The 19,848-nt window shown below is 70.5% G+C and carries 19 protein-coding genes; 1 reads left to right on the forward strand and 18 read right to left on the reverse strand.

Annotated elements, in window-relative coordinates; translation table 11 throughout:
• Positions 1-48: 48 nt before the first annotated feature.
• Positions 49-951, forward strand: a complete 903-nt coding sequence (locus DFH01_RS08720; protein ID WP_109870783.1) for a helix-turn-helix transcriptional regulator — start codon at positions 49-51, stop codon at positions 949-951.
• Here DFH01_RS08720 and DFH01_RS08725 read toward each other — a convergent pair whose 3' ends face one another.
• The 18 genes from DFH01_RS08725 to DFH01_RS08810 form a co-directional block, all read right to left on the reverse strand.
• Positions 952-1,398 carry an acyl-CoA thioesterase gene (locus DFH01_RS08725; protein ID WP_109870069.1) on the reverse strand — a complete coding sequence of 149 codons (447 nt, stop codon included), beginning with the start codon at positions 1,396-1,398 and terminating at the stop codon, positions 952-954.
• Complete coding sequence (gene boxA, locus DFH01_RS08730; protein ID WP_109870784.1) at positions 1,382-2,599, reverse strand: benzoyl-CoA 2,3-epoxidase subunit BoxA; 1,218 nt, start codon at positions 2,597-2,599, stop codon at positions 1,382-1,384. The genes DFH01_RS08725 and boxA overlap by 17 nt, the downstream gene beginning before the upstream one ends.
• Positions 2,600-2,642: 43 nt before the next feature.
• Positions 2,643-4,091 carry a benzoyl-CoA 2,3-epoxidase subunit BoxB gene (boxB, locus tag DFH01_RS08735; RefSeq protein WP_233256038.1) on the reverse strand — a complete coding sequence of 483 codons (1,449 nt, stop codon included), beginning with the start codon at positions 4,089-4,091 and terminating at the stop codon, positions 2,643-2,645.
• A 73-nt stretch (positions 4,092-4,164) separates the two neighbouring features.
• Entirely contained in the window at positions 4,165-5,814 is a 1,650-nt protein-coding gene (boxC, locus tag DFH01_RS08740) for a 2,3-epoxybenzoyl-CoA dihydrolase (protein WP_109870070.1), read from the reverse strand.
• Between the two features lie 69 nt (positions 5,815-5,883).
• Positions 5,884-6,681 (reverse strand): alpha/beta fold hydrolase, encoded by a 798-nt coding sequence (locus DFH01_RS08745; RefSeq protein ID WP_109870071.1) that lies wholly within the window; start codon positions 6,679-6,681, stop codon positions 5,884-5,886.
• Positions 6,678-8,240, reverse strand: coding sequence for a benzoate-CoA ligase family protein (locus tag DFH01_RS08750; protein WP_109870072.1), 1,563 nt, complete (start codon positions 8,238-8,240; stop codon positions 6,678-6,680). Before DFH01_RS08750 ends, DFH01_RS08745 begins: the two co-directional genes overlap by 4 nt.
• A gap of 25 nt (positions 8,241-8,265) precedes the next feature.
• Complete coding sequence (locus tag DFH01_RS08755) at positions 8,266-8,733, reverse strand: 4-hydroxylaminobenzoate lyase (RefSeq protein ID WP_109870073.1); 468 nt, start codon at positions 8,731-8,733, stop codon at positions 8,266-8,268.
• A 4-nt stretch (positions 8,734-8,737) separates the two neighbouring features.
• The gene (locus DFH01_RS08760; RefSeq protein WP_109870074.1) at positions 8,738-9,451 is read right to left on the reverse strand and encodes an ABC transporter ATP-binding protein; all 714 of its coding nucleotides are present in this window, start codon (positions 9,449-9,451) and stop codon (positions 8,738-8,740) included.
• Positions 9,448-10,185, reverse strand: a complete 738-nt coding sequence (locus tag DFH01_RS08765; RefSeq protein ID WP_109870075.1) for an ABC transporter ATP-binding protein — start codon at positions 10,183-10,185, stop codon at positions 9,448-9,450. The genes DFH01_RS08760 and DFH01_RS08765 overlap by 4 nt, the downstream gene beginning before the upstream one ends.
• Positions 10,182-11,132 carry a branched-chain amino acid ABC transporter permease gene (locus tag DFH01_RS08770; RefSeq protein WP_109870076.1) on the reverse strand — a complete coding sequence of 317 codons (951 nt, stop codon included), beginning with the start codon at positions 11,130-11,132 and terminating at the stop codon, positions 10,182-10,184. Before DFH01_RS08770 ends, DFH01_RS08765 begins: the two co-directional genes overlap by 4 nt.
• Positions 11,133-11,144: 12 nt before the next feature.
• Positions 11,145-12,014, reverse strand: a complete 870-nt coding sequence (locus tag DFH01_RS08775; protein WP_109870077.1) for a branched-chain amino acid ABC transporter permease — start codon at positions 12,012-12,014, stop codon at positions 11,145-11,147.
• A gap of 145 nt (positions 12,015-12,159) precedes the next feature.
• Positions 12,160-13,356 (reverse strand): ABC transporter substrate-binding protein, encoded by a 1,197-nt coding sequence (locus DFH01_RS08780; protein ID WP_109870078.1) that lies wholly within the window; start codon positions 13,354-13,356, stop codon positions 12,160-12,162.
• A gap of 136 nt (positions 13,357-13,492) precedes the next feature.
• Positions 13,493-14,368 carry an alpha/beta hydrolase gene (locus DFH01_RS08785; protein ID WP_109870079.1) on the reverse strand — a complete coding sequence of 292 codons (876 nt, stop codon included), beginning with the start codon at positions 14,366-14,368 and terminating at the stop codon, positions 13,493-13,495.
• Entirely contained in the window at positions 14,368-15,249 is an 882-nt protein-coding gene (locus DFH01_RS08790; protein ID WP_109870080.1) for a polyphosphate kinase 2 family protein, read from the reverse strand. The genes DFH01_RS08785 and DFH01_RS08790 overlap by 1 nt, the downstream gene beginning before the upstream one ends.
• Before the next feature lie 10 nt (positions 15,250-15,259).
• Positions 15,260-16,486 carry an MFS transporter gene (locus DFH01_RS08795; protein WP_158287677.1) on the reverse strand — a complete coding sequence of 409 codons (1,227 nt, stop codon included), beginning with the start codon at positions 16,484-16,486 and terminating at the stop codon, positions 15,260-15,262.
• The gene (locus DFH01_RS08800; RefSeq protein ID WP_109870082.1) at positions 16,483-17,352 is read right to left on the reverse strand and encodes an endonuclease/exonuclease/phosphatase family protein; all 870 of its coding nucleotides are present in this window, start codon (positions 17,350-17,352) and stop codon (positions 16,483-16,485) included. The genes DFH01_RS08795 and DFH01_RS08800 overlap by 4 nt, the downstream gene beginning before the upstream one ends.
• A gap of 55 nt (positions 17,353-17,407) precedes the next feature.
• Entirely contained in the window at positions 17,408-17,764 is a 357-nt protein-coding gene (locus DFH01_RS08805; RefSeq protein ID WP_109870083.1) for a carboxymuconolactone decarboxylase family protein, read from the reverse strand.
• 73 nt (positions 17,765-17,837) lie between these two features.
• Positions 17,838-19,847: a DNA/RNA helicase domain-containing protein gene (locus tag DFH01_RS08810; protein ID WP_109870084.1), complete on the reverse strand. Its 2,010-nt coding sequence runs from the start codon at positions 19,845-19,847 to the stop codon at positions 17,838-17,840.
• Position 19,848 lies beyond the last annotated feature (1 nt).

Below are 19,848 nucleotides of genomic sequence, written 5' to 3' on the forward strand. Positions count from 1 at the left end.
CACGCGTGCGTCTGCCCGGCGCGCGCGACCTGGCCTATGCTGCGGGCGATGTCTGGCGAAACCCCGCAACGCCCCGCACCGGCCGATGGCGAGCCGGACGACGAGGCCTTCCTGCGCGCCCTCGGCAGCCGCCTGCGCACCATCCGCGCGCGGCGCGGCGTGACGCGCCGCGACCTCGCGCGGCTCTCCCGCGTCTCGGAGCGGCACATCGCGCAGGTGGAGCTCGGCAGCGGCAACATCTCCATCCTGCTGCTGCGCCGCATCGCGCGTGCGCTGGGCATCGGCGCCGACGAGCTGACGGCTGAGCGTGCGGAGCGCAGCGTGGAGCACGCGCTGCTCGACAAGTTCCTGGCGCAACTGCCGGAGGCACGCCTGGCCGAGGCGCGGCGCTTGCTGCTGCAGCATTTCGGCGGAACGCCGGCGCCCTCCCGCACGCAGCGCATCGCGCTGATCGGGCTGCGCGGCGCGGGCAAGTCCACGCTTGGCCGCCTGCTGGCGGAGCGGCTCGGCGTGGATTTCGTCGAGCTCGACCGGGAGGTGGAACGCGAAGGCCGGATGGAGCTGTCCGACATCTTCGCCGTGCACGGGCAGGAGGGGTTCCGGCGGCTGGAACAGGCGGCGCTGCATCGCCTGGTGCGGCAGGACCAGCCCGCGGTGATCGCGGCCGGCGGCGGCATCGTGGCGGAGCCCGCGACCTTCGGCCTGCTGCTCGACAGCTGCCTCACCGTCTGGCTGCGAGCGACGCCGGAGGACCATATGCGGCGCGTCATCGCGCAGGGCGACACGCGGCCGATGCGCGACAATCGCCGCGCCATGGAGGATCTGCGCGCGATCCTGGAAAGCCGCGCGCCGCTCTACGCGCGCGCCGACTACACGGTGGAGACCTCCGGCCGCGGCGTCGAGCAGGTGCTGGAGGCGCTGCTGACGCTGCCTTTGCTGGCCCGCGCCTGATCAGCCGGGCAGCACGTCCGCTTCCAGCTTCGCGCGGAATTCGGGCGGGATGGGGATCGGCTTCATCTTCTCGCCCGTCGAATCCACGAAGGCGCAGACCAGCCGGCCCTCATAGGAAACGCGGTCGCCGACGCGCCCGATGACGACGAAGGTCACGGAGGACCCGCCGAGCCTGGCGATCCGCACCTCGGTCTCCAGCGTGTCGCGCGGCGTGACGGGGCTGCGGAAATCCAGCTCGACCCGCACGAAGGGCGAGCCGGAGCCCATGTCCACGTTGAACTCGTAGAAGCTGACGCCGAGGCGGTCGGTGAAGAAGGCCTCGATCGCGTCCATCGCGAAATCCAGGAAGCGCGCGGTGTAGGCGATGCGCGCCGGATCGGACTCGCCCCAGCGGATGCGCCGGGCGTGGATGAAGGGGTAGGCCTTGCCCTCAATAGGTCTCGACATGGAACCGGCCTTCCTCGCGCATCGCCGCGCGGACCGCCGGCCAGTCCATTCCGCGCGCCGCCGCGATCTCCGTCAGCGCCTGATCCACGCCGGCTTCCAGCCCGCGCAGGCCGCAGACATAGATGTGGGTGCGCGGCTTCGCGAGAAGCGCGCCGAGCTCGGCGCTGCGCGCGCGCATGCGGTCCTGCACGTATTCCTTGGGCGCGCCGGGCAAGCGGCTGTAGACGAGTTCCTGCGCCAGCACCTCGGCCGGCACTTTCTGGAGCGGGCCGAAATAGGGCAGTTCCTGCGGCGTGCGCGCGCCGAAGTAGAGATGCAGCTTCCCGCTGCCGGCCTGTGCGATGCGCCGGCGGCGTTCGGTGAAGCCGCGGAAGGGCGCCGAGCCCGTGCCGGTGCAGATCATCACGACATCGGCCTCGGGCTCGTCGGGCAGCAGGAAGGTGGTGCCGAAGGGTCCGATCACGCCGAGGCTGTCGCCGACCTTGAGGTCGCACAGCCAATTTGAGGCGACGCCGCGGAAGACGCTGCCATCCTCGCGCGGCTCGGCGACACGCTTGACGGTGAGTGCGAGGTTGTTCGCGCCGGGCTTCTCGCCGTCGCGCGCGCTGGCGATGGAATAGAGCCGCATGGCGTGCGGGCGGCCGGTGGCGTCGAGGCCGGGCGGGACGACGCCTATGCTCTGGCCTTCGAGGACCGGGAAGGGCGTCGAGCCGAAGTCCAGGATGATGTGGTGGACGTCGGAGGAAGTGCCGGACTTCGTCACGCGGATGTTGCCGGCGACGCGCGCCTGCGCCGGCGTCGCGCGATTGAACAGGTTCACCTTCGGCTTCGCGGCCGTGCTTGGGGCGCGCGCCGGACCGCCGGCGCCCTTGTGCGCTTCCGCGAAGAGCGCAGCGGCCTCGGCATCGGCGGCCGCGGCTGCGAGCGCCGGTTCCGGCGGCCGCGGCGGCAATTCCTGCCAGGAGAACTGCTCGTCAAGCGAGTAGGGCTTGGCGACGTTGAACCAGTTGTCGATCGCGCCGGTGGGGCAGGGGGAGATGCAGTCGCCGCAGGCGTTGCAGGTGTTCGCATCCACGACGTAGTTGTTGTCGTCGTGGGTGATCGCATTGATCGGGCAGGTCGCCTCGCAGGTGTTGCAGCGGATGCAGATCTCGGGGTCGATCAGGTGCTGCTTGAGGGTCGTGCCCTCGGAGTTCTGCATCCCGTCCATAATTCGCTCCCGGCTTAGCTCACCTGCACCGCGCTCAATCGTGCAGCTTCACGTATTCGAAGTGGCCGGGCTTGTTGTCGATGCCGACCTTCGGCGCGGCGATCCAGTTGGCGTAGTTGCCGGCGGTGTCCACGGGCTGCATCAGCGCGGTGATGAAGAGGTTGTCGTCCGTGGACGGCAGCCATTCGTCGCGCTTCGCGCCCCAGGTGCCGGCATCGATCACGCGGCCCTCGGGGTCGGCGTGGATCTTGTTGAACTCGCCGATCTTCCGGTTGAAGGCGACGTTCGGCAGCTTGAGCTGGAAGGCGATGCCGGCCTTCTCGATCACCTTGTTCCAGCGCCCGACGCCACCCTGGCAGTCCACGACATAGTCGTCGCGCAGCCGCATGTTCAACGCGGAGAGGGCGGGCACGTCCTCCTTCACGACCTGGCCGTCGATGCAGCGCAGCACGGGATAGGTGCTGTCGATCAGGCGGTGGTCGTCCTCGATCTTGTCCTCGCGGTAGCGGCCCTTGAGGCCGGCATTGTAGGCGTTCGCCGCATTGGTGCTGACCTCGCTGCCGAACAGGTCCAGCGTCAGCGAGAAGTGCAGGTTCATCTTCTTCTGGATGGTCGGCAGGTCGATGACACCGAGGGCGCGGACCTTCTCGATGTCATGCGCGTCCTGGATGCCGGCATCCTTCATGGCCTGGCAGGTGCGCTCCACCACGCGCATCACGCCGGTCTCGCCGACGAACATGTGGTGCGCCTCTTCCGTCAGCATGAAGCGGCAGGTGCGCGACAGTGGGTCGAAGCCGGACTGGGCGAGCGCCTCCAACTGCATCTTGCCGTCGCGGTCGGTGAAGAAGGTGAACATGAAGAAGGACAGCCAGTCCGGCGTCGCCTCGTTGAAGGCGCCGAGCATGCGCGGCGTGTCCTGGTGGCCCGAGCGGCGGCGCAGCAGCTCCTCCGCCTCCTCGCGCCCGTCCTTCCCGAAGTATTTCTGGAGCAGATAGACCATCGCCCAGAGATGCCGGCCCTCTTCGACGTTCACCTGGAAGAGGTTGCGCATGTCGTAGAGTGAGGGCGCGGTCTTGCCGAGGTGGCGCTGCTGCTCGACGGAGGCCGGCTCCGTGTCGCCCTGGATCACCAGCAGGCGGCGCAGCATGGAACGGTATTCGCCCGGCACTTCCTGCCAGGCGGGTTCGCCCTTGTGGTGGCCGAAGCCGATCTTGCGGTCCGGCACCGCGGGCGCGAGCAGGATGCCCCACTTGTACTCGGGCATCTTCACATAGTCGAACTTCGCCCAGCCCTTCGGGTCCACGCTGATGGCGGTGCGCAGATAGACCAGGGATTCCTGGAAGCCCTCCGGCCCCATGTCCTTCCACCAGTCGATGTAGCCGGGATGCCAGGTCTCCAGCGCCTTGCGCACGCGCGCGTCGCTGTTGAGGTCCACGTTGTTCGGGATCAGGCCGTCATAGTTGACGTTCATGCCGTCGGGCATCTGCGTGTCCTCCATATCGTTTACGCGGCCGATTCACGCCTTCGCGCCTGCAGCGCTGCGGCGATCGGACGCGCTAAACGCGCTGCTTGTCGTAGTTGGGCTTCACGCCCGATCCGTAGAGCTTCAACGCGCCTTCCGCGCCGACCGCGTTGGGGCGCTGGAAGATCCAGTTCTGCCAGGCCGTCAGGCGGCCGAAGATGCGCGTCTCCATCGTCTCCGGCCCGACGAAGCGGAGGTTAGCCTCCATCCCCGTCAGTGCGTCGGGCGAGAAGCTCGCGCGCTCCTCGAGCATGATGCGGACCTCGTCGTCCCAATCGATCTCGTCAAAGGTCATGGTGACCAGCCCGAGTTCTTCTGCGCGCTCGGCGTCCAGCTTCTCGCCGATGGCCTCCTTCGCGCGGTCCACGCTCGCCGGCTCGCCCCAGAAGCGGGCCTGCAGGCGCGTGAGGTCATTGGACATGGGATAGGCGCCGAAATTCATCGAAGACAGCGTGATCGCGGCCGGCGGGCGGTTGTCGCCCTCGCGCTTGCCCGACAGCATCACCGCACGGTCCGCGGCGAAGGCGAGCTCGGCCAGCGTGCCGGCGAAGCAACTGCCGGGCTCGACCAGCGCGACCAGGCTGCGCGAGGTCATGTCCACGCGCTTCAGCACGCGCTTGAGGTAGTGGCGGACCTCGCGGATGAACCAGTCGCCCGCGTGCGCATCCAGGAAGGCGTCATGCGCCAGCACCAGCGCGGCGTCGCCCTCGGTGCGGAAGGTAATCAGGCCGAGCTCGGGTTCGTTGGTGCGCAGATGCAGGATCGCGTCGTCCAGCTCCCGCGCGACGCGCAGCGGCCAGAACTGCGCGTCCTTGGCGGCGTCGAGGCCTGCGGGCGGCGCGGCCTCCGGCCCCATCACGGTGACCGTCGCGCGGCCGGCGGCGCGGTCGCATTCCACGCGCACGCGGGAATAGATCACCTGCTCGCCCTCGAAGCGGCGGTCGAGCGGCGTTAGCGCAACGCCCTTCGCGTCCTGCGGCCGATCGGTCTTCGCGGCGAATTCCTGCGCGCGTTGCCGCACGCGCTCGGCCCAGGCGGAGGGCGGCACCACCTCGTCCACCAGGCGCCAATCCACCGCGCGCTTGCCGCGCACGCCTTCCTCGATTGAGCAGAAGACGTCAGCAAGATCGCGCCGCACCTTCCGCTTGTCCGTCACGCGCGTCAGCCCGCCGGTGCCGGGCAGCACGGCGAGCAACGGCGTCTCCGGCAGCGCGACCGAGGACCGCCGATCATCGATCAGCATGACGTAGTCCGCCGCGACCGCCAGCTCATAGCCACCGCCGGCGCAGGCGCCGTTCACAGCCGCGATGTAGAACTGGCCGGAGTTGTGGGTTGCGTCCTCAATCGCGCAGCGCGTCTCGTTGGTGAACTTGCAGAAATTCACCTTGTGCCCGTGAGTCGCCTTGCCGAGCATCCGGATATTCGCGCCGGCGCAGAACACGTTCTCCTTGCCGGAGCGGATGACGACCGCGCCGACCTCCGGGTGCTCGAAGCGCAGGCGCTGGATCGCGTCATGCAGCTCGATGTCCACGCCGAGATCGTAGGAGTTGAGCTTTAGCTCGACGCCGTCGAACAGGCTGCCATTCGCATCCACGTCCATGATCAGATTCGCGACGGGCCCATCGAGTTCCAGGCGCCAATGGCGCCAGCGGCTCGGCTCCGTCTGGAAGTCGATGCGTGCCATGCGCGTTTCCTGCCCTCGTGGGATGCTAAATAATGCAGGCGTTCTGCCCGATGCAAGCAGAAAGATGCATTATTCTGCCGGCTCATGAACCCGGAAAAGGCGGTTGGCAAAGTCGGAGACCGCGTCCAGCGTCGGCCTCGGCGCCTCCAGATGCGGCGCGTGGCCCACCCCCGGCAGCACCAGGCGGTCCACGGGGCAGTAGGTCTCGCGCTCGATGACGTGCAGGTGTTCCAGCGTGCCGTAGGGGTCGGCTGCGCCCTGGACCACCAGGATCGGCACGCGCACATGCGCGATCTCCGGCTGCAGGTCGAGCACGGCGGGAAAGCCCGGATCGAGCCAGGCGCCGTTCCAGCCGAGGAAGGCGGCGTCGGGGTCGCGATGGTATTTCCGCAGGCGCTCCCGCAGGTCGGTGGTGTTCCAGCGATCCCGCGCGCGCTCGATCTCGCCGATGCAGAAGGGCTCCACCATGACATGCGGCGCGAGCAGCGCGATGCCGCGCACGCGGCGGTCCTGGTGGGAGCCGGCATAGATCAGCGCGATGGAGGCGCCGTCCGAATGGCCGACGAGGATGCAGCGGCGGATGCGCTGCGCATCCAGCACGCGGCCGAGCATGTCGCGCGCCTCGTCATGCATGTAGGTGAGCGGGCGAGGCAGGGCCACGCTGTCGGACTGGCCGTAGCCCAGGCGCGACCAGGCCATGACGCCGAAGCCCGTCATCGCCGCCAGCGTCGCCGGCACGTCGCGCCACAGCGCGACGCAGCCCAGCCCCTCATGCAGCAGCACGAGCGTCGGAGCCTCCTCTGGCCCCGGTCCCCACCACGCCGCCTCGATGCGGCGACCGTCGAGGTCGAAGGAGACGTCCTTCACGTGTGGCTCGCGAAGCGTTCGCGCAGCCGGAAGCGCTGGATCTTGCCGGTGGCGGTCTTGGGCAGGTCCTCCACCACCTCGATCCAGCGTGGATACTTCCAAGGACCGGCCGAGGCCTTCACATGCGCCTGCAGTTCCGCGACCAGCTTCTCCCCGGCGATGCCGCCGCCCTTGAGGACGACGAAAGCCATCGGCTTCACCAGCCCGTCCGCATCCTCGCGCCCGATCACGGCCGCTTCCTGCACCGCGTCATGCGAGACGAGCGCGGCCTCCACCTCGAAGGGGCTGACCCAGATGCCGCTGACCTTGAACATGTCGTCGGCGCGGCCCTGGTAGCGATAGAAGCCCTCGGCGTCGCGCAGATACTTGTCGCCGGTGCGCGTCCATTCGCCCTGGAAGGTGCGGCGCGATTTCGCCCGCTGGTTCCAGTAGCCCTCTGCCGCGCTCGGGCCGTTCACCAGAAGCTCGCCCGTCTCGCCATCGGCCACGTCGCGGTCGTGCTCGTCCACGATGCGAAGCTCATAGCCGGGCACGGCGATGCCGGAGCTGCCGTAGCGGATTTTCCCGGGCTGGTTGGAGACGAAAATGTGCAGCATCTCCGTGCTGCCGATGCCGTCCAGGATGTGCACGCCCACCGCCTCGTTCCAGCGCAGCCCGACATGCTCCGGCAGCGCCTCGCCGGCGGAGACGCAGCGGCGCAGGCGCGGCGAGCCGGCGCCGCGCGTCAGCGCCGGGTTCGCCAGCATAGCGGCGTAGAGCGTCGGCACGCCGAAGAACATCGTGGGCTTGTGGCGCTGCATCGTCGCCATGACGCTGTCCGGCGTGGGCCGGTCCGGCAGCAGCGCGGCGCAGGCGCCGACATGCATCGGGAAGGTCATGGCGTTGCCGAGGCCATAGGCGAAGAACAGCTTCGCCGCGGAAAAGCACACATCGTCGCGCGTGATGCCCAGCACCTGGTCGGCATAGGTGTCCGCCGTCGCCTTCAAACTCGCATGGACATGCTTCACGCCCTTCGGCGCGCCGGTGGAGCCGGAGGAGTACAGCCAGAAGGCGACCTCGTCGTCCGAGGCCTCCACCGCGATCGCCGCCGGCAGCGCCTGCGCGACGAAGCCGCCGAAGTCGCGCTCGTTCCCCTTCAGTCCGGCCGCAGGCGAGCCGTCCATGGACGCCACCAGCACCAGCTTCAGCGCATCCAGCCGCGCGAGGACATGCCGCAGCGCCGGCAGCAGCGGCGCGGAGACGACCAGCGCCTCCGCCCGGCTGTCCTGCAGGATGTAGGCGACCTGCTCGGCCGGCAGCAGCGTGTTGATGGGGATGGGCACGACGCCGGCGCGGAGCGCGCCCCAGAACACCGCCGGGAAATCCACGGTGTCGAGCATGAGCATCGCGAGCCGCCTTTCGCGCCCGACATCCGCCGCCGCCAGGCCGCCGGCCACGCGCGCGGAGGTCCGCGCAAGCTGCTCATAGGTGACGCTGCGATGGAGATCGACGAAGGCCGGCGACTGGCCGCGGCCTTCGTCCACATGGCGATCGAGGAACCAGGCGACGGCGTTTGTCATGGAAGCCTTCCCGTTTGGCGGGCCGCTAGCCCTTCGTGAACTGGATGGCGCCCTGGGGCAGCAGATACAGCACGATCGCGCGGCCGCCGGACACGGTCGGGTGATGCGCGGTTCCCGGCCCATAGACCAGCCAGCCCTCGCCCTTGCCGTCGAAGGCCGCGCCCGGCGTCTCCGGCATGATCATGTCGATCTCGCCGTTCGGATGGCTGTGATGCGGGCCCGCGAGGCTGTCCATCAGCACCACGTCCACGCTGTAGCCAGCGGTGTCGGGGCCTGGCTTCACGGGGCGGCCGAAGCGGATGCCGCCGGCTTCGCGCTGGCAGAGCCAGCCTTCCGCGATGCCCTGGCGGCAGAGCGCCTTCAGCGCCTCGAAGGTCTCCGATCCCGGCGGAAACCTTTCTGCCAGTGTTTCCGCCAGATCCGGCTCGACAGGCAGCCCTGCGATGGCCGCGGTCACGTCCTTGATCTTCGCCTCGAAAGCTGCAAGCGACATGGGGTCACACTCCCAGGTGGCGGTGCATCAACTCCGGATCGGCGCGCAGCGCGTCCGGCCGGCCGGACCAGACCAGTGAGCCTTTCACCAGGATCTCCGCCCGGTCCACCACGGACAGCACGGCGCCGACGGTCTTGTCCACGACGATGCAGGCCAGCCCGGCCTCGCGGATCGTGCGGATGGTGCGCCAGATCTCGTCACGCAGCAGCGGTGCCAGGCCTTCCGTCGCCTCGTCCAGGATCAGGAGGCGCGGATTGGTCATCAGCGCGCGGCCGATCGCGAGCATCTGCTGCTCGCCGCCCGAAAGCTGGTCGCCGCGGTTGCGCGCGCGCTGCGCCAGGCGGGGGAAGGTGGTCAGCACGCGTTCCAGCGGCCAGGGCGTGCGGCCATCCGCGTCGGGCCGCGCGGCGAGAAGCAGGTTCTCCATCACGCTGAGCGACGCGAACACGCCGCGGCCTTCCGGCACCACGGCGATGCCGCGCTGCGCGCGGCGGAAGGTGGCTTCGCGCGTGATGTCCCGCCCGTCCGCCAGCACCTGTCCGGCGCGCGCGGGCAGCTGGCCGAGCAGGGTGCGGATCAGCGTGGTCTTCCCCATGCCGTTGCGGCCCATGAGCCCGATCGCCTCGCCGGGCCGCACCGCGATGTCCACCCCGCGCAGCACGAGCCCTTCGCCATACCCCGCCTGCAGGCCGCGCGCTTCGAGGATGGGGGGCGTCATGCGTCGGTACCGAGATAGGCTTCGCGCACCGCGTCCGATGCACGGATCGCAGTCGGCGTGCCCTGTTCCAGCACGCGGCCATCCACCATCACCGTCATCGAATCCGCGACCGCGAAGACGAAATCCATGTCGTGCTCGATCAGCAGCACGGCATGGTCGCGCGCAAGCTCCTTCAGCAGCGCCGCCACGCGCTCGCCTTCCTCCGGCCCCATGCCGGCCAGCGGCTCGTCCAGCAGCAGCACGCGCGGGTGGGTGGCCAGCGCCATGGCGATCTCCAGCAGGCGCAGCTCGCCATGGCTGAGCGTGCCGGCGATGCCCTCCCGCTCCAGCCCGACGCGGGCCAGCGCAGCGCGCGCGGCCTCGATCGGCGCGGCCGCGCGCTTGGCGCGGCGCAGCCAGAGCCCGGGCGCGAAACCCGCGGCCTGCGCGGCCAGCCGCACATTCTCGAAGACGCTCATCTCACGCAGCACGTTGGTGCGCTGAAAGCTGCGGCCGATGCCGGCCTGCGCCAGGCGCCAGCTCGGCCAGCCCGTCACGTCCTGCCCGCCCAGGCGAAAGCGGCCCGAGCTTGGCGGCAGCGTGCCGGAGAGCAGGTTCACCAGCGTGGACTTGCCCGCGCCGTTCGGCCCGATGACGGCGTGCAGTTCGCCGACCGCGATCGAGAGCGAGACATCGGCCACGGCGGTGAGGCCGCCGAAGCGTCGCGTCAGCGCCTCCGCTTCCAGCGCGCTCATCGCCCGCCCTCCTTCCCGCGCGGCAGGAGGCCCGCGAGGCCCTTCGGCAGCAGCAGCACGACGGCCAGGAACACCAGCCCTTCGACCAGGCGCTGCCGTTCGGTGATCAGCGTCGCGGCCTCGCCAAGGCCGACATAGGCGAAGGCGCCGAGGATCGGGCCGTGCAGCGCGCCGATGCCGCCCAGCAGCACCATCAGCAGCGCCTCCGCGCTGCGGTGCCAGGAGAGGAATTCGGGGTTCACGAAGGCCTCGGTCATCGCCCACATATGGCCGGATATGCCCGCCAGCGCGCCCGCGATCACGAAGGCAACCAGCTTGATCCGCCGCGTGTCGTAGCCCAGCGCCTGCATCCGGTCCTCGTTCGCGCGGATGCCGAGCAGCGCATGGCCGAACAGCGTGCGCATCAGCGCGGCCAGCGCCGCATACATCGCGATCAGCAGGCCGAGATTGACCCAGAGCAGCACCTGCGCGCGCTGCCGGCGCGGCACCTCCCATAGGAGGCCGAAGATCTCGAAGGCGGGCCGCGTGACGAAGACGCCGTCCTTGCCGCCGCCGAGCGGCGTGTCGTGGAACAGGAAGAACAGCATCTGCCCGAAGGCGAGCGTCACCATCAGGAAGAAGAAGCCGCGCGTGCGCAGGCTGAGTGCGCCGACCGGCAGCGCGGCCACCCCCGCCAGCAGCGCCGCCGCCGGCAGCGTCAGCCCGATCGAAAGCCCCGGCGGCAGCAGATAGACGGCATAGGCGCCGACGCCGAAGAAGGCGGCGTGACCCAGGCTCACCATGCCCGCGCCGCCGACCAGCAGCTGCAGGCTCAGCGCGAACATCGCGGAGACCAGCGCGGTCGAGGCAAGCTGCAGGTGATACGACGACGCCCACCAGGGCATCGAGGCGACCACCGCCGCGCCGAGCAGCAGAAGCAGCGTTCCGGTGCGGCCCGCGACGAGCATCTCAGCGGCCCCTCATCGCCCGGGGGCGAACAGGCCCGAGGGCCGCCAGAGCAGCACGCCGGCCATCAGCAGATAGACCACGAGCCCCGCGATCTCCGGCAGATACGCCTTGCCCAGCGTGTCCACCAGCCCGATCAGCAGCGCCGCCCAGAAGGCGCCGGCGATCGAGCCCACGCCGCCCACCACGACGACGACGAAGCAGATGATCAGAAAACTCTCGCCCATGTTCGGATAGACGCTCTGCAGCGGCGCGGCCAGCGCGCCCGCGAGCATGGCGAGCGCTGTCCCGACGGCGAAGACCAGCAGGTGGATGCGCCGCGCATCGAGGCCGAGCAGGTCCACCATCTCCGGCTTCTCCGCCGCGGCCCGCACCGCGGAGCCGATGCGCGTGCGCTCGATGCCGAGGAACATCAGCAGGGCGACGAACAGGCACACCACCAGTACCGCCAGCCTGTAGGCCGAATAGGCGAACTCCGCAGTGACGGGCACGGAGAAGTCCAGGATCGCCGGCACCGGCACGGCGTGGAAGTCGTTGCCGAGCATGGCGGAGCGCGCTTCCTCGAATAGCAGGATCAGCGCGAAGGTCAGCAGCACCTGGTCGAGATGCTCGCGCTTGTAGAAGCGGCGGAACAGCCCCGCTTCCAGCGCCGCGCCCATGGCCAGCCCGCCGAGCACCGCGAGCGGCAGCGCCAGCCAGAGCGCGCCCGTCAGGCTCGCGATGACATAGGCAAGATAGGCGCCGATCATGAACATCGACCCATGCGCGAGGTTGATCACGCCCATCACGCCGAAGATCAGCGTGAGCCCGCTGCTGATCAGGAACAGCAGCAACCCATACTGCAGGCCGTTCAGGACCTGCGCGAAAAGGCCTGACAGATCCAAGCGCGCCAGATCCTTTGCTGGTGCCCTGGCAGCCGCAGCCCCCCGGTGCCCTGCCGCAGCTTTGCTGCGGCAGTCGGAGCCGTAGCATCCAGGAAGACAGCCAAACCGGGGTCCCCGCGGCGTCGCGCAGCGACGTCGTGGGGAATTACGTCATGCGGCAGCCGGTGCCGGGATCGGCCAGCGCTTCCGCAGCGACGCCGATCACCCGGTTCTCCCCGCCGCGCGCCTCGCGCAGGTAGATGTTCTGCACCGGGTTGTGGCTGGGCGAGAGCGTGAAGGCGCCGCGCGGGCTGTCGATGCGCGCGCTGCGGATGCCGCGGGCGAAGGCGGCCTCCGCGGTCGGGTCGCCACGCGTCGCCTCGAGGCCCGCGGCCAGCATCTGCGCCGCGTCGTAGCCCTGCACGGCATAGACATCGGCGTCGCGGTTGGTCCTCTGCTTGAAGGCGGCGCGGAAGGCGGTGTTCTTCGGGTTGTCGAGGCCGTCGCCGTAATGCAGCGCGGTGCGGACGCCCTCGGCCGCGGCACCCTGCGGGCCGAGCACGCCTTCGGTCAGGAAGCCCGAGCCGGTGAGCGGAATGCGGTCCTTCAGCCCGGCCGCCGCGTATTCGCGCACGAACTGCACCGCGCCGCCGCCTGCGAAGAAGCTGCCGACCGCATCCACGTTGAGACCGGGGATCTGTGCGAGCAGCGGCTGGAAGTTCGTTTCCGGGAAGGGAAGCTTCAGCTCGCGGACAAGTTCGCCTCCGCCGGCCTTCAGGCCATCGGCGAAGCCCTGCCCGGATTCCGCGCCGGCCGCATAGTCCCAGGTGACCCAGCAGGCGCGCTTCACGCCCGACTTCGCCAGCGCCAGGCCCATGCCATAGGCCGGCTGCCAGTTGCTGAAGGAGGAACGGAACACGGTCGGCGAGCACAGCTCGCGCGTCGCCGCGACGTTGCCGGCGTTGGGGATGATCAGCGGCACGCCGCGTTCGCGGCTGGCCTGCACCAGCGCCATCACCACGCCGGAATGCACCGTGCCGATCATCACCTCGGCGCGGTCGCGTCCGACCAGGCGGTTGACGTTCTGCACCGCGTTGGCCGGGTTGCTCTCGTCATCGAGCCGGATGAGCTGCGGCGTGCGGCCGCCGATGCGCCCACCTTTCTCCGCGATATAGAGCTCGACGGCCGCGGCGATGTTCTCGCCGAGTGCGGCGAAGGTGCCCGAGAAAGGCAGCATCAAGCCGATGCGTAGCGGCGCGCCTTGTGCGACGGCGGGGCGGGCAAGCCCGCCTGCCGCGGCTGCCGCGGCGAGCGCACCGAAGCTTCGGCGGGACAACGGCATGGAGCCAGCGGGCATGGACATGAACCTCCCTTCTTCTGTCCGGGCAGAACACGCCAGGACAGGCTTCCTTGCAAGTCAGGATGAATGAGCCGGGAGGGACTGGCAAGATCATGCATGTGCGTGCAGGATCTTGCCAGCTTCCTGTGCGCCTGGGCCTTCAGGCGGCTGAGCCGCGCGACGTCGCCTGCCTCAGGAAGCGCAGCGTCGCCCGCAAGGTGTCGCGCTCCGCCCAGCCCCAGCGCAGCGCCGGCGCGCTCATCGCCACCATCGGTGCGACATGGCCGGCGCCCGGGACCCTGTGCAGCCGCGCCGTGCCGCCGGCCTGTTGCAATGCCTTCGCCAGTTCTTCGCTATGGAAGGGGCCGACCACGGTGTCCGCGGTGCCGTGGATCAGCAGGTGCGGCGGCGCGCCGCGCAGCGTGGCGGCGTCCGGCACCGCCGCGATGCGACCGCCTGGCGCGCGCGCGAAGATGCTGCGGATCGGCTCGTCCGTGGGCTGCCATGCGATCGGCGCCGAGACGAGCACCGCGCCCGCGAGCGCGGCGCGGCCGCCGGCCAATCCCGCGGCGTCGAGCCAGCGCGGATCGAGCGCCAGCGCGGCCGCGATGAAGCCGCCGGCCGAATGCCCCATCACGAAGAGCGGCCCGCGCGGCGCCTGCGGCGCGCCGCGCAGCCAGGCCAGCGCCGCGGCGCCGTCCTCGATGAAGTCGGGCCAGCGCGCCGTCGGCCACAGCCGGTAGTCGGGCAGCGCGACCGCGATGCCCTCCGCCGCGAAGGCACGTGCGAGGAAGGCATAGTCCCCGCGCGAGCCGGTCTGCCAGGAGCCGCCATGGAAGAACACCAGCAGCGGCGTCGCAGCGTCCGCGCCCTTCGGCAGGGTCAGGTCCAGCAGCCGCCGCGGCCCCTGGCCGTAGCGCAGGCCGCGCAACTCCTCCGCCCCGGCACGCGGCGTCATCAGCCCGGCCAGGCGCATCGGCGCGCCGCTGGCCAGCAGGCGTGGCAGCAGGCCGCCGGGCAGCAGCCTGCGCAGCATCAGCCCGTCAGCGCCTCGCGCGCCTGCGTCAGCGCCTCGCGCTGCTTCGCGGCGACCTTCGGGTAGTGCAGCCCGAGACCTTCCAGCGCGCGCGCGATCGCGGCGACGACCACCAGGCGCGTGTACCATTTGCGGTCCGCCGGAACCACGTACCAGGGCGCATGCGGCGCAGCGGTTGCGCGGATGGCCGCCTGGTAGGCCTTCATGTAGTCGTCCCAGTGGTCGCGCTCCGCCACGTCGCTGGCGCTGAACTTCCAGTGCTTCTCCGGCTCTTCGATGCGGGCGAGGAAGCGCTTGCGCTGCTCCTCCGGGCTGACATGCAGGAAGAACTTCAGCACCACCACGCCCTGCCGCGCCAGGTAGCGCTCATAGGCGGCGATGTCCTCCAGCCGCTCGTCGAAGATGCGCTTCGTCACCAGGCGCGGCGGCAGCTTCTGGTTCTCCAGGATCGCGGGATGCACCCGCACCACCAGCACCTCCTCGTACCAGGATCGGTTGTGGATGCCGATCTGGCCGCGCTGCGGCAGCCATTGCTGGTGGCGCCACAGGAAATCGTGGTCGAGGTCCAGCGAGGTCGGCGCCTTGAAGCTCGCCACATGGCAGCCCTGCGGGTTGACGCCGGAGAAGACATGCTTGATCGCGCTGTCCTTGCCCGCCGCGTCCATCGCCTGGAAGATGCAGAGGACGGACCAGCGGTCCTGCGCGTAGAGCATGTCCTGTTGCTCGGCCAGGTACTCCACGCCGCGCTGCAGCAGGTCCGGCGCGCCGTCCTTCTCGAGGTCGAGGCCGCCGTCGTCGTCCGGGCTGTGGTCACGCAGGCGAAAGCCCTTGCCCGCCTCCACGCGATAGCGCGCCAGAAGCTTCTCGACCTTCCTGTCCATCCGCCTCTCCCTATCGGCCTCGTTCCGGGCGCAGCATCCAGGCGATGGAGGCAAGCTGCAAGGCCAGCGTGAGCGCGAGCGACCAGCCATAGCCCTGCGAGGCCCAACCACCCGACGCCGTGCGCGGCCAGAGGTCGAGGATCCAGCCCGTGACGTTCTGCAGGAAGAAGACCAGCACCAGCATCGCGACGTTGATCGCGGTGGCGACGCGCCCGGCGAGCTCCGCGCCGAAGCGCTGCCCAACCGCCGCGTAGCCCGCCGGTCCGCCGGCGCCGCAGAAGGCGAAGACGAACCACAGGACACCGAGCAGGATGGGATGCGTCGAGGGCAGCGCGATCAGCAGTGCCTGCACCACCGCCATCACCACGATGGCAAGCACCGGCATGGCCATCGGCGACCAGCCGCGCCGCTGCAGCCGCGACGCCGCCTGGCCCAGCCCCGCGCTGCCGAGCATCAGGCCGAGCGCGTAGACCAGCAGCAGCGTCGCGCGGCCCTGCTCGTCCAGCCCCGCCACGTCGCGCAGCCAGGGCCCGGCCCAGAGGCCCTGGTAGGTGAAGTTCATCGCCGAGAGCAGCGCGATGGCCGGCGCCAGCCGCAGGAAGGCCGGATGGGCGAAGATGCGCCCGAACTCCCGCGTCTCGAGCACGAGGCTGCGCCGCGGTGGCGCAGGACCGGGTCCGCGATCCGGTACCGAAAGAAAAATCCAGGCCGAGGCCGCCATCGCCATCGCGCCCAGCAGCAGGAACACGCCGCGCCAGCCCAGCAGCGGCACCAGCATCTGCGCCGGCAGCGTCGCCGCCAGGCTGCCCATGGCGCCGACGAAGACGCCGAGGCCGGTGAGGCCCGCCACGCGTTCCTTCGGATACCATTGCGTGTTGACCTTCAGCATCGCGATCAGCCCGGCCGATATGCCGAGACCGGTCACCACGCGCCCGATCGCCAGCGTCATCGGCCCACCGGCGAGCGCGCAGATCAGGAAGCCGGAGGCGGCGACCAGCGCCAGCACGCTCTGCACGCGCCGCGCGCCCCAGAGGTCGATCGCCAACCCAACCGGCAGCTGCGCCACGGCATAGGCGGCGAAGAACATCGCCGCGAGCAGCCCGAGCTCGCTGGCGGAAAGCGCGAACTCCACCGCCAGCAGCGGGCCGATCGTGGCGATCAGCGTGCGGGAGGCCTGGTTGACGAAGTTCAGCCCCGCCAGCGGCAGGGTGAGGCGGGCGAAGCTCGGCGGCGTCACGGCAGCCGCAGCCGCACGCTCACCGGGCAATGGTCGGACAGGCGCTGGCGGAAGCTGCGGTCGCGCTCGGCATAGGCCATCACGGCCATGCTGTTCGGCACGACGGCGTCGCGCGCCGGCCCGCCGAGCAGGATGTGGTCGATGAAGGGGCGCCCGCCGCGCGAATCCGCCCAGCAGGGCGTGGAGAAGCCCTCGGTCGGGCGAAGCAGCGGCGCGGGTTCGGTGACGATGCGGATGAAATCGTCGTTGCGGCCGATCACGCGGTTGAAGTCGCCGAGGATGGCGAAGGCGACGCCCTCCCGCTGCCGCGCCTCTGCCCAGCGCGCCAGGATGCGCGCCTGCCGCGCCAGTCCCTCGCAATCGCGCGAGGGGTTGGCCTGCAAGGGCTCGTCACGGCAGCCGGCGTCGAGATGCACCGACAGCAGGCGCAGCCGCCAGCCTTCGCCCTCCACCGTGATGTCGGCGCCACGGCGCAGGCTGCGTCGTGCGCCGGCCCGGATGTCGAGCTCCGCGAGGTCCGGGTGGCGCGTCATGCGCAGCGTGCGCCGCACGGCGAAGCCGGGGCGTTGCGTGTCGGATTCGCTGGTCAGGTGGATCGCGTAGGTCGCCGGGTCGAAGACCCGCTCGGCTGCCGCGGTGCCGTCGATCTCCTGCAGCGCGACGATGTCGGCGTTCAGCCGCGTGGCATAGCCGCGCAGCAGCCGGATGTCCTCGGTCGAGCGCGGCCGGATCTCGCGCGGCAGGTCGGGATGGCCCTCGGGCTTCAGGGTGAGCCAGGCGATGTTCCAGGTGGCGAGCTTGACCTCCTGCGTCGCCCAGGCGGGCGCGGCGAGCAGGAGCAGCAGGACGAGGAGGAAACGACGCATGGTCGGGAGCCTAGCAGCAAGGCGCCCCTTCGTCCCGCCCCCCCGGCACCGCGGGTCAGCCGGCCGCAGCCTTGGCGGTGAACTGGTCGAAGGCCTCCACGGCCTGCGCCGCATACATCACGGAGGGGCCGGCACCCATGTAGATCGCCATGCCCATCGTCTCCATCACCTCGTCCCGCGTCGCGCCAAGCTTCTGCGCGGCTTCGGCGTGATAGGCGATGCAGGGCGCGCAGCGCGTGGCGACGGAGATGCCGAGGGCGATCAGCTCCTTGGTCTTGGTATCGAGCGCCTTGGCATCCAGCGCGGCGCGGGCGAGGGCGGAGAAGCCCTTCATCACATCGGGCGTGCCGCCGCGCAGTTCCTTCAGCGGCGCCGAGAGCCCGGCGGCGAGGGCGGGCCAGTCCTGGTGCATGGCGATCTCCTGTGAGGTGAGGCGGAGATCAGCGCGCTTCGCCCCGCTTGGCCTTGCGCTGCATCAAGCCTGGCTAAAGGAGGGTGGGCACCGCGGCGGCCTCGGCATGACGCGCGGCCTCCAGCGGGCGTGCGCCGCAGGCGAGCAGGAAGTCGGCGATGGCGTCGAGCTCACGTGAATCGCGTGTCCTGTCGTGGTGCGGGCCGCCGCCGCGGCTGCCGCGCGGGACCCAGATCACCGTCTCGTAGCGGGCGCGGGTCAGCAGCACGCGGTAGGTGTTGACGATGTGGCGCCGTTCCTCGGCGCTGCGCACGATCTGCCAATCCGCCCCGGCGAAGCGCCGCGGCAGCCAGGCGTCGCCGCGCCACAGCAGATCGCCGCCCCAGGCGAGCCCGACGACGTCGAGTTCCAGCCCCTGGCAGTCATATTCGGTGGCGAAGGTTTCGAGCGCATCGGAGGCGCGCACATCGGGCCAGCGCCGGAGGAACCAGTCCGCCACATCCTCGGCCTGCACGCCGAGCCCTTCCGCCCGCAGCCGCTTCGCACCGGCGGCCGCGACGAGGCCGGCGCGGCGCTGTCCGCGCGCGAAGCGGCGCAACGCCGCCCGCAGGTCATGCAGGTCCCGCGTCAGCAGGAAGGGCAGGTCGGTCGCGCCGCCGGCGATGTCGCGCGCTTCCGCCACCGCGCCGCGCAGCACCGCATCCACCCAGGCCGCGCCCGCGCTGTCGCGCACGCTGCGCACCGGCACGGTGAGGTCGAGGTCGTCGTCGCGGTCGAGCCAGTTGGGCCAACCCTCGGCCAGTCGCTGCACCGGGTCGGCGTTCTCGATGGCGCGCGCCGCCGCCACCGCACGCCAGGCGCCGTGTGAGGCTGCAACGCAGTCCCCCCACTCCGCGAGGCCGGCCTCGCCGGTGTTGATCTCCTGCCCGTTGCCGATCAGCGCGACGATGACGGCCCAGCTCTCATGCCGGCCCATGATTTCCAGCGTGTGCGCCGGCTCGCTCATGGTGAGCTTGGAGGGCTTGTTTCGCGTGCCGAGCCGCGCCTTCGCGGCATCCCAGGCGCGCTGCGCCTCGTCGAAGACGATCAGCCGGTCCACCGGAGCGCGCCGCGCCGCATCCATCGCGCCGTCCTCAAGGAAGCGATGCACGTTCTGCAGCCGCTGCTTCGCGCGCCGTACGGCTTCGTCGCGGCCGCATTCGCCCCGCCGCACCGCATCCTGCGCCAGCGCCGCGCGCAGCACCGCCACCAGCGGAACATTGCCGGTGAGGAACGCGCTGTGCGGGCCGGCCTCCGGCGCGAAGACCGCGTTCAGGCCGCAGAGCGTCTTGCCGGCGCCGGGTATGCCGGTGACCACGACGAGACGCTTGTCGCCGGCTTGCTGCGCGGCGCGGACCGCGCGGCGGATCGCCTCGGCGGTGCGCGTCAGGTTCGCCGTGTCCGCGCGCGCCGTCGCGATCTCCGCCACGCCGTTGCGGGCGTAGAGCATGGTCGCGGCCTCGATGATGGTCGGCACCGGGCGATAGGGCGCCTGCAACCATGCTTCGCCATCCAGTGGCCTGCGAGCTTCCGGTGCCGTGGACTGCACCCAGGCGAGCGCCGCGCCGAGCGAGGCATGGCCGCAGCCGATCGGCGCCGTTACGCCTTCCCAGATCAGCGGCGGCTGGGCGGGCGGTGCGAAGGGCGCATCGCCGGCGACCAGCAGCGGCACGATCGGATGGTCGCGGCTGCCGGCATGGAAATCCCGCAGATCGAGCGCGTAGTCCTCGGCTTCCGCGAGCAACGCGGGCGCGGCGGCGCCCGACTTGAATTCGATGGCGATGATCGCGCGGTCCGTCAGCACCACCGCGTCGATGCGCTTCTCCAGCCGCAGCAGGTCGTATTCCAGCGCGACGGTCCATGCTCCGCCGCCGGCCGCGGCTATCGCGATGCGCAGCGCCGCGACCTGCTGCTCCCAGGCGTATTGCTGCTCAGTCGCGCCCGGATAGCCCCGCGCCTGCTGCGCCGCGGCGAGCCGCCCGACCGTGTCCGCGGGATCGCGCGCGAGAAGGGTCGCGCCGCTGCAGGCGAACCAGGCCCTCACG

This window comes from Falsiroseomonas bella, assembly GCF_003173615.1.
GTDB lineage: Bacteria > Pseudomonadota > Alphaproteobacteria > Acetobacterales > Acetobacteraceae > Falsiroseomonas > Falsiroseomonas bella.